We start from the raw sequence: 13,754 nt of genomic DNA on the forward strand, positions 1-13,754 counted from the left end.
ACGATCCCGGCATGGGGGCGCGCGAGACGGGACACGAGGTGCTCGCCGCCGTCCTCCGGATCTCCGACGGCCAGCCGCAGGTGCTCGCCTGGCAGCGCGCGCAGGAGCCTGACCTGGGGCGATGGGCGCTGCCGGGCGGGCGGCTGCGCGACGACGAGGACGTCGAGCGCTCGGTGCTGCGCCAGCTCGCGGAGAAGGTCGACGTGCGGGAGGTCGCGCACGTCGAGCAGCTCGGGGTGTTCAGCGACCCGTGCCGCGTGCCGGGCGTCCGGCTGATCGCGACCGCGTTCCTCGGGCTCGTCCCCTCCGACGCCGACCCCGCGATCCCCGACGACACCGCCTGGCGCCCGATCGCCCCGGGCGAGGGGCCCGCGATCGCCGGCGCCGCCTTCGACCACGACACGATCGTCAGCGCCGCCCGCGACCGCCTGCGCGCCAAGCTCTCCTACACCAACCTCGGCTTCGCGCTGGCCCCGCGCGAGTTCACCATCTCCGCGCTGCGCGACCTCTACGTCGCCGCGCTCGGCCACTCCGTCTCGGCCACCAACCTGCAGCGGGTCCTGACGCGCCGCGCGCTGCTCGAACCCACCGGCTCGGTCGCGCCCCCCGGACCCTCCGGCGGCCGCCCCGCCGCTGTGTTCCGCTTCACAGACCGCGCACTGCGCGTCACGGACGCGTTCGCCGTGCTCAAGCCGCCGGGCGAGCACGGGCGCGGCGCCGTAACGTAGACGCGTGGCCGAGACCGTCCCCGTGTTCCCCCTGGGAACCGTGCTCATGCCGGGGGCGATGCTGCCGTTGCACATCTTCGAACCCCGGTACCGCCAGCTCACGATCGACCTGGTCACGGGCGCGGTGCCCGACAAGGAGTTCGGCGTCGTCGCGGTCCGGGAGGGCTGGACGCCCGACGACGACGGCGCCCGCGGCCTGCATCCCGTCGGCTGCACGGCGTCCCTGCGCGACGTGCGGCGGCTGCCCGACGGGCGCTTCGACATCGTCACGCGCGGTGCACGGCGCTTCCGCCTGCTCGATCTCGACACCGAGTCCAAGCCCTACCTCATGGGGTCGGTGGAGTTCCTGCCCGACGGCGAGTTCGAGGGCGGCGACGACCTCACCTCGATGCTCACCGCCGCCGCCCGCGACGCCCACCGCCGCTACTGCGCCACGGCGTGGAAGAACGACGACTGGGCCGAGCCCGACGCCGAGATCCCACCGGCCGAGCTCCCGGGCGTCCTGGCCGCCGACTGCCTGCTGCCGCTGTCCGACCGCCAGCGCCTGCTGGAGCAGGTCTCCCCCACCGAGCGGTTGCGGGTGGTGCGGCTGCTGCTGGCCCGCGAGACCGGCCTGCTCACCCAGCTCCGCGCGGTCCCCGCCCCGATCACCACGTACGCGGTGGAGCACAGCGCCAACTAGCCCGCCCCGAGGTGACGAGCGCCGGAGAGCCCGCGAGTCGGGCTCTCGTTGCGCCCGAGTCGGGGTGTGACGGCGCCGGGTCGGGCCGTCAGCTCCAGCCGAACCGCCCGCGCAGCTCACCGGCGACGCGGTCGAAGCGGCCGCGGTCGAGCACGGCACCCTCGCGGCGGATGTCGTGCTCACCGACCTCCAGGACCCGGTCGAGGCGGACGAACGACTCGCGCCCCTCGCGGTCCCAGGCGCCGGACCCGATCGACACCCAGTCGCGGTCGCCCGCGCGGTCGTGCTGGCTCGACAGCATCAGCCCGACGAGGTCCCCGCCCCGGCGTCCGACGACGAGCAGCGGGCGGTCCTTGCCGCGCCCGTCGTCCTCCTCGAACGGCACCCACGCCCAGACGATCTCGCCCGGGTCGGCGGAGCCGTCGAGGTCCGGGGAGTAGACGACGGCGCGGGCGGCGTCGCCGGTGGGCGCGCTCCGGGCCCCGCCGCGCGACGGGGCGACAGGAGGAGCCGGTGCCGCGCCCCCCGACGAGGACGACGACGACTTCGACAGCAGGTCCAGCCCGATCTTGGCCGCCTGCCGCAGCAGGCTCCCCCAGTTCGCCATGCGCACAGCATGTCAGTACGCGCTGGTGCGCTCCCCGTGGCGGCTGCAGCGGGCCGTCCAGCCCGTCGGGGTGACCTGGACGACCATCCGCCGCGCGCAGTCGGCGCAGTACCGCGGCGGTTCCAGGTCGCGGCTGGCCGCGCACCGCGCGTGCTCGCCCGCCGCGGGCTGCCCGCAGCGGTCGCAGAAGGCCGGCTCGCTCACAGCGTGTCGTTCAGGGCCTTGATCGGCATCTGCAGCTCGCCGAGCAGGTCGATGTCGGACTCGGCCGGACGCCCGAGGGTGGTCAGGTAGTTGCCGACGATCACGGCGTTGATCCCGCCCAGCAGGCCCTTGCGCGCACCCAGGTCGCCCAGCGTGATCTCCCGGCCGCCGGCGAAGCGCAGCACCGTGCGCGGCAGGGCGAGCCGGAACGCGGCGACGGCGCGCAGCGCGTCGGCACCCTCCATCGGCTCCTGGTCACCGAACGGGGTGCCCGGGCGCGGGTTGAGGAAGTTCAGCGGCACCTCGTCCGGGGTGAGCGACGCGAGCTGCGCGGCGAACTCGGCCCGCTGCTCCAGCGTCTCCCCCATCCCGAGGATCCCGCCGCAGCAGACCTCCATGCCGGCCTCGCGCACCAGGCGCAGCGTCTCCCACCGCTCCTCCCACGTGTGCGTGGTGACCACGTTCGGGAAGTGCGAGCGGGCGGTCTCGAGGTTGTGGTTGTAGCGGTGCACGCCCATCGCGGCGAGCTCGTCGACCTGCTCGGGGGTCAGCATCCCCAGCGAGCACGCGATGTTGATGTCGATCTCGTCCTTGATCGCCGCGATGCCCGCCGCGACCTGCGTCATCAGCCGCGCGTCCGGCCCGCGCACGGCGGCGACGATGCAGAACTCCGTGGCCCCGGTCTTCGCGGTCTGCTTGGCCGCCTCCACCAGCATCGGCACGTCCAGCCACGCCGAGCGCACCGGCGACGCGAACAGGCCCGACTGCGAGCAGAAGTGGCAGTCCTCCGGGCACCCGCCGGTCTTGAGCGAGATGATCCCCTCGACCTCGACCTCCGGGCCGCACCAGCGCATCCGCACGTCGTGGGCGAGCTGCAGCAGGTCGTCGAGGGCCTCGTCGGGAAGGCGCAGGACCTCGAGGACCTGCGCCTCGTCGAGACCGACTCCGTCCTCCAGCACCTGGGAGCGGGCAGTGGCGAGGATGGCGGCGGCTTCGGTGGTCGTCACGCCTCGGGAGTCTGCCATCCGCCGCCGAGTTCGCACGAAAGACTGTGACGAGCGACGGCCGCGAACGCGTCCGGCTCCAGCGTCCCCGACCCCTCCGGCACCGCGCCCACCAGCGGGAACCCGGTGACGGCGGGCAGGTCGGCGAGGTTGCAGCGGGCCGCGAGATCGGGTTCGCGCGGCCACGCCCCGACGACGACCCCGGCGCACGCGAGGCCCCGGGCGCGCAGTGCGGCCGTGGTCAGCTCGGTGTGGTTGAGCGTGCCCAGCCCGGGCGCGGTGACGACGAGCACCGGGGCGCCGAGCTCCGCGGCGACGTCGGCGAGCGTCCCGTCGTCGTCGAAGCGCACGAGCAGCCCGCCCGCCCCCTCGACGAGCACGAGGTCGTGGTCGGCGGCGAGCTCCCGCGCGGCGGCGGCCGCCTGCGCGGGCGTGACGGGCGGTCGCCCGGCGCGGCGGGCGGCGGTGGCCGGGGCGAGCGGGTCGGGGTAGCGGGCCAGCTCCCGGACCGTGACGCCGGGGACCAGGCGGGCGACGTCGGCGAGGTCGCCCGGCTCGTCGGGCCCCACGCCGGTCTGCGCGGGCTTGAGCACCGCGACCCGGCCGGGCGCGAGCGCCGCCACCGCCGCGGTGACGACGGTCTTGCCGACGCCCGTGCCCGTCCCGGTGACGACCAGGATCCTGCTCACCGCGCCACCGCGGGCGCCAGCACCTCGGCCAGCACCTCCCGCACCCGCTCCAGCTCCGCCGCCGTGACCGTCGCCCGGGCCGTGAGGCGCAGGCGGCTCGTGCCGGCCGGCACCGACGGCGGCCGGAAGCAGCCGACCCGCACGCCCAGCTCGGCGCAGCGCCGCGCGGCCGCGAACGCGCGCTCGGGCTCCCCCAGCACCACCGACACCACCGACGACGCCGGCACCGGCACGCCCGCCGCGTCGGCCAGCTCCGCCGCGACCCGCAGCACCTCGCCGGGCAGCTCCGGGGAGTCGCGCAGCACCCGCAGCGCGGCGAGCGCCGAGCCCACGCAGGCCGGGGCGAGCCCGGTGTCGAAGATGAACGACCGCGCGGAGTCGACGAGGTGCGCGACCACCGGCGCGGGCCCGACGACCGCCCCGCCCTGGCTGCCCAGCGCCTTCGACAGCGTCACCGTCGCCACGACGTCGTCGGCCCCGGCGAGCCCCTCGGCGGCGAGCAGCCCGCGCCCGCCCGGCCCGCACACGCCGAGCCCGTGGGCCTCGTCGACGACGAGCAGCGCGCCCCGTTCCCGGCTGACGGCGTGCAGCGCGCGCAGCGGGGCCAGCCCGCCGTCGACGCTGTTGACGCTGTCGGTGACGACGAGCGCCCGCTCCTCGGTGCGCGCGGCCAGCGCGGCGTCGACGGCGGCGGGCCCGTCCGCGACGACGATCCGCGCCCGCGACAGCCGGCACGCGTCGACGAGCGAGGCGTGGTTGGCGACGTCGGACACGATCAGCGCGCCCGCCCCGGAGAGCGCGGTGAGCACGCCGAGGTTGGCCGCGTAGCCCGAGCTGAACACGAGCGCGGCCTCGGCGCCGCAGAACGCGGCCAGCTCGTCCTCCAGCTCCGCGTGCAGCGCCGTCGTGCCCGTGACCAGCCGCGACCCGGTCGATCCCGCGCCCCAGGTGCGCAGGGCGTCGACCCCGCCCGCGACCACGCGCGGGTCGGTGGACAGGCCGAGGTAGTCGTTGCCGGCGAGGTCGATGCCCGGGGCCCCGGCCGCCCGGGGCACCAGCTCGCGCCGCAGCCCGGCGGCGCGGCGGGCGTCGGCGTGGGCGGCGAGCCAGGCGAGGGGGTGGGTCGGCACGCCCCCGACCCTAATGTCCGCCGTGTCAGCCGGCGGCGGCCGCCGCGCACACGGCCGCGGTGACGGCGGCGAGGTCGTCGGGCGTGCAGACGTAGGGCGGCATCGTGTAGACGAGGTCGCGGAACGGGCGCAGCCACACCCCGGCGTCGACGGCGGCCGCGGACGCGGCGGCCATGTCGACCTCGTGGTCGAGCTGGACCACTCCGATCGCTCCCAGCACCCGGACGTCGGCGACGCCGGGCAGCGCGCGCGCCGGAGCCAGCCCCTCGGTCAGGGCGGCCGCGATCCCGGCGACCTCACCGCGCCAGTCGCGCTCGCGCAGCAGCCGCACCGACGCCCCGGCGACGGCGGCGGCCAGCGGGTTGCCCATGAACGTCGGCCCGTGCATGAGCACGCCCGCGGCGCCGTCGGAGATCCCGCGGGCGACCTCGGACGTGCACAGCGCGGCCGCCATCGTCAGGTACCCGCCGGTCAGGGCCTTGCCGACGCACATCACGTCCGGCGCGATCCCGGCGTGGTCGGCGGCGAACATCTCGCCGGTGCGCCCGAACCCGGTGGCGATCTCGTCGAACACCAGCAGGACGTCGTGGGTGAGGCACAGCTCGCGCAGGACGTGCAGGTAGCGCGGGTCGTGGAAGCGCATGCCGCCCGCGCCCTGCACGACCGGCTCGACGATGACGGCGGCGAGCTCGTCGGCGTGGCGCTCCACCAGGTCGGCCAGCTGCGCCACGTAGGCCGTCTCGAACCCCCGCGGCGGCGCGGACGCGAACACCTGCCGCGGCAGGACGTCGCTCCAGAGGGAGTGCATGCCGCCGTCGGGGTCGCAGACGCTCATCGCACCGAACGTGTCGCCGTGGTAGCCGCCGCGCCAGGTCATCAGCCGGTGCTTGCCCGGGCGCCCGCGCGAGCGCTGGTACTGCAGGCACATCTTGATCGCGACCTCGACCGACACCGACCCGGAGTCGGCCAGGAACACGTGCTCCAGCCCGGCCGGGGTGACGTCGACGAGCAGCCTCGCCAGCTCGACGGCGGGCGAGTGCGTCAGCCCGCCGAACATCACGTGGCTCATGGAGCCGAGCTGGTCGCGCACCGCAGCGTCGAGGACGGGGTGGGCGTAGCCGTGGATCGCCGCCCACCAGGACGACATCCCGTCGACCAGCTCGCGGCCGTCGGCGAGCGTGAGGCGCACCCCGGAGGCGGAGGCGACGGGCAGCGGCGGCGTGATCGCGGGCATCGGGGCGTAGGGGTGCCACACGTGCTGACGGTCCGTGCTCACCAGCTCCGTGATCTCCACGGCTCGACACACTAGAGTGGGCCGGTCATGTCCGCCGCCGAGAGCCTCCCCGAGCACCCGGCGCTGTCGCGGCGCCGCGAGCTGGGCGCGACGAGCGCCCGCTCCCTGCTGCTCACCGTCCTCGGCGAGTTCGTGCTCCCCCGCGGCGAGCCGGTGTGGACGCAGGTCCTGCTCGACGTCCTCGGTGCGCTCGGGGTCGAGCCGAAGTCGGCGCGGCAGGCGCTGGCCCGCACCGCCGCCGAGGGCCTGCTCGAGTCCGACCGCGCCGGGCGCCGCGTCCGCTGGTCGCTCACCCCGTCCGGGCGGCGCCTGCTCACCGACGGCGCCGAGCGCATCTACGGCTTCGGCCAGGCCGACCGGCCGTGGGACGGGCGGTGGCTGGTGCTGCTGGTCAGCGTCCCGGAGGCGCGCCGCCAGCTGCGGCACCGCCTGCGCACCCGCCTGGCCTGGGCCGGCCTCGGCTCGCCCGCGCCCGGCGTCTGGGTCTCCCCCGACCCGGCCAAGCAGACCGAGGTGGCCGACGTCGTCGCCGACCTGGAGCTCACCGCCGTCAGCAGCTCCTTCGTCGGCCCGTTCGGGGCGATCGGCGCCGAGGGCGAGGTCGTCGCGCAGGCGTGGGACCTGGCCGAGGTCGAGGAGGCCTACGAGGAGTTCCTCGACGCCTTCGCCGACGCGGCGCCCACCGGCCCCGCCGAGGTCCTCGCCCACCAGATCCACCTGGTCCACGCCTGGCGGCGGTTCCCGTTCCTCGACCCGCGCCTGCCCGCCGAGCTGCTGCCCGACCACTGGGCCGGCGCCCGGGCCGCCGACCTGTTCACCCGCCTGCACGCCCGGTGGCAGGACCCGGCCCAGCGGTACTGGCAGCAGCTCGTCGGGCGGCCCTGAGGTCCTCCCGGAACCGGCCGGGCCGGTGACGGTCGTCGGGCGCCGGACGAGCGGCTGCGGCGCTGACCAGTGCAGACGCCGCCACGGCGGATCGGGGAGTAGACCGACCGCGGTAACGCTGCTGGGCGCACCGGCGATTGTCCGGGCGTGTGCGGCGCTCGACCGCACCACCCGCCAGTACGGCCGGCAGCACGGTGCGCCCCTCGGTGTGCGACGTCGCGGCACTGCCCGACGATCACGGAGGACGAGGGTTGGACGACTGGGCCGGAGTGTCGCTGGGCCATGCCCCGGCGACCGACGACGGGCTGTGGCACGGGCGGCCGCGCCCGGAGGACGAGCGCTACCTCAGCGAGCCCGTCGTCGTGCCGAAGGTCCAGCGCAGCACCCGGGCGGTCATGGGCCTGCTGCTCGTCGCGGCGATCGTGTACGGCGGCTTCGTCCTCGCGCCGTGGCGCCACGGGGACTGGGTGCCCTACGTCGCGCTGGTCGTCGCCGAGGCGATCCTGCTCGGCAACGCCGTGGCCATGTGGTGGACGGGCCTGTTCGGCGACGACGAGCTGTGGGAGTCCCCGGAGGTCCACGCCTTCCGGCACGACCTCATCAGCGGGGTCAGCACACCGACCGTCGACGTCATCATCACCGTCTACGGCGAACCCCTCGACGTCATCACCCGCACCGTCCGCGCCGCCCGCGACATGCGCCTGGCCCACAACGTCTACGTCTGCGACGACGGACGCTCCGACGCCATCCGCGACCTCTGCACCCACCTCGGCGTCGGCTACCTCCGCCGCGACGACCGCCGCGGAGTCAAAGCCGGCAACGCCAACCGCGCCCTGGCCCGCACCCACGGCGACTACGTCGCCATCTTCGACGCCGACCACGCCGCACACCCCGACTTCCTCGTCGTCGCCCTCCCCCACCTCGCCCGACCCGAAGTCGCCTTCGTCCAGTGCTCCCAGGCCTACCGCACCGACAACGGCAACTTCATCGAGATCGCCGCCGCCCAATCCCAACAGGTCTTCTACGAAGTCATCTGCCCCGGCAAGAACCGCTTCAACGCCGCCTTCCACGTCGGCACCAACGCCGTCTTCCGACGCACCGCACTCGACGACGTCAACGGCTTCTACGAAGACACCCACAGCGAAGACATCTGGACCAGCATCCGCCTCCACCAACGCGGCTGGACCAGCGTCTACCTCCCCCACATCCTCGCCAGAGGACTCTCCCCCGACACCCTCGACAGCCACTTCCGCCAACAGTTCCGCTGGGCATCGGGAAGCTTCGAGATCCTGCTCCGCTCCAACCCCCTGCAAGCCGCGGGCCTGTCCCCGGGGCAGCGGCTGCAGTACTTCACCCCGCCGCTGCACTTCCTGCAGGGCTTCTCGAACCTGTGGTTCCTCCTGCTGCCGCCGCTGTTCCTGCTGTTCGGCATCACCCCGCTGGAGACCGACTCCTCGACGTGGCTGACGCTGTTCCTCCCGTTCTGGATCCTGACCCAGGCGGTGCTGTGGATGCAGTCCGGCGGCCTGAGGCTGCGCCCGGTCGTGCTCTCGGTCGCGAGCGCACCCGTGCACGTCCGCGCGTTCTTCGCCGTGCTCTTCCGGCGCAAGCCCGTCTGGCGCTCGACGCGCGCCGCCGGCGCGATCCCCAGCGTCGTCGAGGTCACGCTGCCGCAGATCGTGCTCCTGGCGATCAACGTCGCCGGGATCGTCGTCGGCGTCAGCACCATCGAGAACGTCACGGGCACCGCGATCTGCGTGGCGCTCAGCCTGATCCACGTCCTGATCCTCAGCCGCGTGATCGCCCAGGCGGTCGCCGACCGGTGGCGGGCCCGCCGCCGCCCCGCCCCGGCAGCCGCGCCGCGTCCGGCGGGGGTGGCCGCATGAGGGCCCCGCTCGCGCTGCCCTACCTGTCCGAGCCGGTCGAGATCCCGCGGGTCCGCTCCAGCACCCGCGGCGTGATGGGCCTGCTGCTCGTGGCCGCGATCGTGTACGGCAGCTTCGTCCTCGCGCCGTGGCGCCACGGCGACTGGATCCCCTACGTCGCGCTGGTCCTCGCCGAGACCATCCTGCTCGGCAACGCGGTCGCGATGTGGTGGACCGGCCTCTCGGTCGACACCCGCGCCCACGACCGGCCCGAGGTGCACGCGTTCCGGCAGGCGCTGCTCAGCGGGGTCAGCACACCGACCGTCGACGTCATCATCACCGTCTACGGCGAACCCCTCGACGTCATCACCCGCACCGTCCGCGCCGCCCGCGACATGCGCCTGGCCCACAACGTCTACGTCTGCGACGACGGACGCTCCGACGCCATCCGCGACCTCTGCACCCACCTCGGCGTCGGCTACCTCCGCCGCGACGACCGCCGCGGAGTCAAAGCCGGCAACGCCAACCGCGCCCTGGCCCGCACCCACGGCGACTACGTCGCCATCTTCGACGCCGACCACGCCGCACACCCCGACTTCCTCGTCGTCGCCCTCCCCCACCTCGCCCGACCCGAAGTCGCCTTCGTCCAGTGCTCCCAGGCCTACCGCACCGACAACGGCAACTTCATCGAGATCGCCGCCGCCCAATCCCAACAGGTCTTCTACGAAGTCATCTGCCCCGGCAAGAACCGCTTCAACGCCGCCTTCCACGTCGGCACCAACGCCGTCTTCCGACGCACCGCACTCGACGACGTCAACGGCTTCTACGAAGACACCCACAGCGAAGACATCTGGACCAGCATCCGCCTCCACCAACGCGGCTGGACCAGCGTCTACCTCCCCCACATCCTCGCCAGAGGACTCTCCCCCGACACCCTCGACAGCCACTTCCGCCAACAGTTCCGCTGGGCATCGGGAAGCTTCGAGATCCTGCTGCGGGCCAACCCGTTCGCGGCGAAGGGGCTCACGTTCGACCAGCGGGTCCAGTACCTGACTCCGCCGCTGCACTTCCTCCAGGGCTTCTCCAACCTCTGGTTCCTGCTCCTCCCGCCGCTGTTCCTGCTGTTCGGCATCACCCCGCTGGAGACCGACTCCGCCACCTGGCTGACGATCTACCTGCCGTTCTGGGTCCTGACCCAGGCGGTGCTGTGGATGCAGTCCGGCGGCTTCCGGATACGACCGGTCGTCCTGTCCGTCGCCAGCGCGCCGGTCCACGTCGCCGCGTTCTTCGCCGTGCTCTTCCGGCGCCGGGCCGTCTGGCGCTCGACGGGCGCGAAGGGGTCGGCGCCGACCGTCCTGGAGGTGACGCTCCCGCAGGTCGTCCTCCTGGCGATCAACCTCGCCGGGATCGTCGTCGGGCTCAGCACGATCGAGAACGTCACGGGCACCGCGATCTGCGTGGCGCTCAGCATCGTCCACGTCCTCGTCCTCAGCCGCGTCATCGCCCAGGCGGTCGCCGACCGCCGCCGCGACGCGTCCCCGACCGACCACGGGCCGGACCGCAGCCCCACGACCACCCAGGAAGGCGTCCCGACATGACCGTCACCGGACGAGAGACCGATCTCCCCACCGAGGCGCTGCCCGTCCAGCCGGGGCCCGCGATGGTGCCGCAGGGCCGGCCCCCGGTCCGCTCCGCGGCGCTGCCGATCGACTCCGCTCCGGCGGCGGAGCCGGTGGTCCCGCCCACCCGGCGGGACGTGCGCCGCGGGCGGTTCCGACGCTGGCGGGCGCGCTTCGTCCTGCTGGTCGCCCTGCTCGCGGTGGGGGCCGTCTCGGCGCAGCAGATCGCCCTGCGCCTGGAGCGCGCGGACCGCATCGGCCTCGAGGGCGTCGAGCTCGCCGCCGAGCCCATCGACGTGGTGAGCCGCAGCTCGGGCCGGGTCGTCGACATCCTGGTCCAGCCGGGCGACGAGGTGCAGGCGGACGACGTCCTCGCCACCGTCGACGTCTACCGGCCCGCCGCCGACGGCGGGGAGCGCGTCGAGCGGGAGCAGCTCGTCGCCCCGGTGGCCGGGGTCGTCGCCACCATCCCGACCAACGCCGGCGCGGCGCTCGGGCCGGGCGAGATCGCGGTGCAGCTCTACCAGCCCGACCGGCTCCGGTTCGAGACCGACATGGACGTCGAGCAGGCCAGCTTCATCACCTCCGGCATGACCGGCGAGCTCACCTCGCCCTCCACCGACGACCTGGCGGTCACGGTCGTCAGCGTCGAACCCGCCCTGCGCTTCTCGCCCGACGACCCGCCCCGCGCCCTCGTCACGCTCGTCGGCACGGACCCCGAGGCCGTGCGCTCCCTCCTGCCCGGGCTCACCTTCACCGGATGGCTGCAGAAGGGCTCGGTGCCGCGATCCTCCGGCGAGTGACCGTCGCCCTCGCCTGCCTCGCGGTGGCGGCCGGGTGCACCGCCGCACCCGCGGCGGAGCCCGCCCCGGGCACGCCTCCGGCCGCGGTCTTCGGGCCTCCCGCGGGCACCGGTGCGTCACCGGTACCGCCCGCCGGGCTCGGGCCGGTCGTCGCGGACCTGCGGCCGGCCGCCTCCCCCGCCCAGGTCGGCGCGCCGCTGGCCGGGCGGCCGGTCCCGACGAGCCAGTGGTGGACCTCGGCGCTGACGGGCCCGTGGACGCAGTCGATGTGGGCGTTCCCGGTCGTGGCGCAAGCCGGGCCGCGCGGGCTGGGCCTCGGCGCGCCCACCACGGTGACCGCCACGGCCGACGCGGTCACCGCGCCGCCCGCACCGGCGTGGTGGCTCGGCGGCCCGCTCACCGGAGTGGCCGTCGTCGGGTACGGCGAGTTCTCTGTGACCCTGGAGCTGCGGCGCGAGGGCGCCGCGCCCGTCGTCGCCCTGCTCGCCCAGGGCAGTCCCGTCGTGCACCTCTGGGTGCCGGCCGGTCCCCTGCGGATCGACGCGGGCACCCGGGCGCAGGGCGGTGGGCGGACCTTCGAGGAGGGCACCGCGACCGACACCGACGCGGTGGAGGTCGTGGCCGCCGACCGCACGTGGGACGTGCGCACGACCGCGGCCACCCGGTGGCTGCGGACCGGCTCCGAGCTGACCACCGAGCTCGCCGCGCCCACGGTGCTCGCCGTGGCCCCGCGTCCGGACGGCGCCGGTGCGCGGTGGGCCGGGGCGTTCGCCGCCGCGGCCGCCGACCCGGTCACCTCCACCTCGGCGCCGATGACGGTCGACGCCCGCGCCGGCGTCGTGGAGCAGCGGCTGGTCTGGTCGCGCGACGGGGACGGCGACGGCGGCCTCGTGGCGCTCCTCCCCCACCAGGTCGCCGCCCTGCCCGCCCCGCCGGACGTCCTCGGCCGGTACGAGACCGCCCGCGGCCCGCTGGTCGTCGTCGAGGCCAGCGAGGTGGTGCTGCGGTTCCCGATGCGGGGGCTGCTGGTCGGGCCGCCCCCGGCCGGCGGCCCGACCGCACCGTCCGTCCCGCTCGCCGCGGACCTCGCCGCGGACCTCGCCGCGACGCGGCTCGAGGGCGGCAGCTACGGCCACCCGAAGGCGCTGGGCCGGCTCGCCCTGCTGGCCGAGACCGCCGCCGCGACCGCGTCACCCGACCTCGGCGCGGCGCTCGACCTGCTCGAGGCCGGGGTGGACGACTGGTTCACCCACACCGGTCCCGGTGACGCGCGGTGGCTGGCCTACGACGACGTCTGGCGCGGGATCGTCGGCCACCCGTCCGAGTTCGGCAGCAACGACTACAACGACCACCACTTCCACTACGGCTACCTGGTCCGGGCGGCGGCCACCCTGCAGCGGCTGGGACGCCCGGCCGGCCCCGCGCGGCTCGCCGGGATCGACCTGCTCGTCGAGGACGTGATGGGCAGCACGGGGCACCTGCCGCCGTTCCGGGTGTGGAACGCCTACCAGGGCCACTCGGCGGCATCGGGCTTCGCCGCCTTCGCCGACGGCAACAACCAGGAGTCCTCGAGCGAGGCCGTGCAGGCCTGGGAGGCGATCGCGGCGTGGGGCTGGGCGACCGGCCGTCCGGAGGTCGCCGGTCCGGCCCTGGCCCGCTACGCCGTCGAGGCGGCTGCGGCGAACACCTACTGGCTCGGCCAGGGGCTCGTGCGGCCACCCGGCTACGCCCACACCACCGCCGGGATCGTGTGGGGCGGGAAGATCGACTTCGCCACCTTCTTCGACGGCCGGGCCGAGGCGGTGATCGGCATCCAGCTCCTGCCCTTCACCTTCGGGTCGCTCTACCGCGCCGGTCCCGCGGCCACCGCCCGGGCGGACGAGGCGACCGCGGCGGGCGGGGGCCTGCCGCGGCTGTGGCCGGACCTGTTCGTCATGGAGCGCGCGCTGGGAGACCCGTCCGCGGCCGGAGCCGGGCTCGGCGAGGTCGAGGCCGGCAACAGCCGGACCTGGCTGCAGGTCTGGACCGGCACCCTGCGCACCCTCGGACGGGTGCGCGACGACGTCCACGCCGACCCGCCGATGGGGCTCGCCTTCGAGCGGGACGGGACCACCACCCTGGCCGCGGTGAACGGCACGCCCGACCCGCAGGTCGTGGTGTTCCGCACCGCCGACGGCGCGGTGGTCGGCCAGGTCGCGGTGGAGCCGTTCACGAGCGCCGCCGTGCCGGGCTGAGCCCGACCCT

At 75.0% G+C, this 13,754-nt stretch carries 13 protein-coding genes; 7 read left to right on the forward strand and 6 right to left on the reverse strand.

What is annotated here, in order from left to right; genetic code table 11:
- The first annotated feature begins 11 nt into the window (after positions 1 to 11).
- Positions 12 to 728 carry an NUDIX hydrolase gene (locus HOP40_RS30175; RefSeq protein ID WP_172165380.1) on the forward strand — a complete coding sequence of 239 codons (717 nt, stop codon included), beginning with the start codon at positions 12 to 14 and terminating at the stop codon, positions 726 to 728.
- 4 nt (positions 729 to 732) lie between these two features.
- Positions 733 to 1,410, forward strand: coding sequence for an LON peptidase substrate-binding domain-containing protein (locus tag HOP40_RS30180; protein ID WP_172165383.1), 678 nt, complete (start codon positions 733 to 735; stop codon positions 1,408 to 1,410).
- 88 nt (positions 1,411 to 1,498) lie between these two features.
- Here HOP40_RS30180 and HOP40_RS30185 read toward each other — a convergent pair whose 3' ends face one another.
- From HOP40_RS30185 to HOP40_RS30210, 6 genes are read right to left on the reverse strand one after another with little or no spacing between them, the layout of a single operon-like run.
- Positions 1,499 to 2,017 (reverse strand): type II toxin-antitoxin system PemK/MazF family toxin, encoded by a 519-nt coding sequence (locus HOP40_RS30185; protein ID WP_172165386.1) that lies wholly within the window; start codon positions 2,015 to 2,017, stop codon positions 1,499 to 1,501.
- A 12-nt stretch (positions 2,018 to 2,029) separates the two neighbouring features.
- Positions 2,030 to 2,221 (reverse strand): biotin synthase auxiliary protein BsaP, encoded by a 192-nt coding sequence (bsaP, locus tag HOP40_RS30190; RefSeq protein WP_172165389.1) that lies wholly within the window; start codon positions 2,219 to 2,221, stop codon positions 2,030 to 2,032.
- Positions 2,218 to 3,246: a biotin synthase BioB gene (gene bioB / locus HOP40_RS30195; RefSeq protein ID WP_172165392.1), complete on the reverse strand. Its 1,029-nt coding sequence runs from the start codon at positions 3,244 to 3,246 to the stop codon at positions 2,218 to 2,220. The genes bsaP and bioB overlap by 4 nt, the downstream gene beginning before the upstream one ends.
- Positions 3,225 to 3,905, reverse strand: a complete 681-nt coding sequence (gene bioD / locus HOP40_RS30200) for a dethiobiotin synthase (RefSeq protein ID WP_205347402.1) — start codon at positions 3,903 to 3,905, stop codon at positions 3,225 to 3,227. Before bioD ends, bioB begins: the two co-directional genes overlap by 22 nt.
- A gap of 5 nt (positions 3,906 to 3,910) precedes the next feature.
- Positions 3,911 to 5,044 (reverse strand): 8-amino-7-oxononanoate synthase, encoded by a 1,134-nt coding sequence (locus HOP40_RS30205; protein ID WP_172165399.1) that lies wholly within the window; start codon positions 5,042 to 5,044, stop codon positions 3,911 to 3,913.
- Positions 5,045 to 5,069: 25 nt separating this feature from the next.
- The gene (locus HOP40_RS30210) at positions 5,070 to 6,338 is read right to left on the reverse strand and encodes an adenosylmethionine--8-amino-7-oxononanoate transaminase (protein ID WP_172165402.1); all 1,269 of its coding nucleotides are present in this window, start codon (positions 6,336 to 6,338) and stop codon (positions 5,070 to 5,072) included.
- Positions 6,339 to 6,365: 27 nt separating this feature from the next.
- On the opposite strand from HOP40_RS30210, the gene HOP40_RS30215 reads away from it, so the two are divergent.
- The 5 genes from HOP40_RS30215 (at position 6,366) to HOP40_RS30235 (ending at position 13,744) form a co-directional block, all read left to right on the forward strand.
- Positions 6,366 to 7,223, forward strand: a complete 858-nt coding sequence (locus tag HOP40_RS30215; RefSeq protein ID WP_172165405.1) for a PaaX family transcriptional regulator — start codon at positions 6,366 to 6,368, stop codon at positions 7,221 to 7,223.
- Between the two features lie 251 nt (positions 7,224 to 7,474).
- Positions 7,475 to 9,109, forward strand: coding sequence for a glycosyltransferase family 2 protein (locus HOP40_RS30220; RefSeq protein WP_172165408.1), 1,635 nt, complete (start codon positions 7,475 to 7,477; stop codon positions 9,107 to 9,109).
- A complete protein-coding gene (locus HOP40_RS30225) occupies positions 9,106 to 10,686 on the forward strand; it encodes a glycosyltransferase family 2 protein (protein ID WP_172165411.1) in 1,581 nt (526 codons plus the stop codon). Before HOP40_RS30220 ends, HOP40_RS30225 begins: the two co-directional genes overlap by 4 nt.
- Positions 10,683 to 11,510, forward strand: a complete 828-nt coding sequence (locus HOP40_RS30230; RefSeq protein WP_172165414.1) for an efflux RND transporter periplasmic adaptor subunit — start codon at positions 10,683 to 10,685, stop codon at positions 11,508 to 11,510. Before HOP40_RS30225 ends, HOP40_RS30230 begins: the two co-directional genes overlap by 4 nt.
- Positions 11,507 to 13,744 carry a glycosyl hydrolase gene (locus HOP40_RS30235; protein ID WP_172165417.1) on the forward strand — a complete coding sequence of 746 codons (2,238 nt, stop codon included), beginning with the start codon at positions 11,507 to 11,509 and terminating at the stop codon, positions 13,742 to 13,744. The genes HOP40_RS30230 and HOP40_RS30235 overlap by 4 nt, the downstream gene beginning before the upstream one ends.
- The last annotated feature ends 10 nt before the right edge of the window (positions 13,745 to 13,754 follow it).

Source organism: Pseudonocardia broussonetiae (assembly GCF_013155125.1).
Lineage (GTDB): Bacteria > Actinomycetota > Actinomycetes > Mycobacteriales > Pseudonocardiaceae > Pseudonocardia > Pseudonocardia broussonetiae.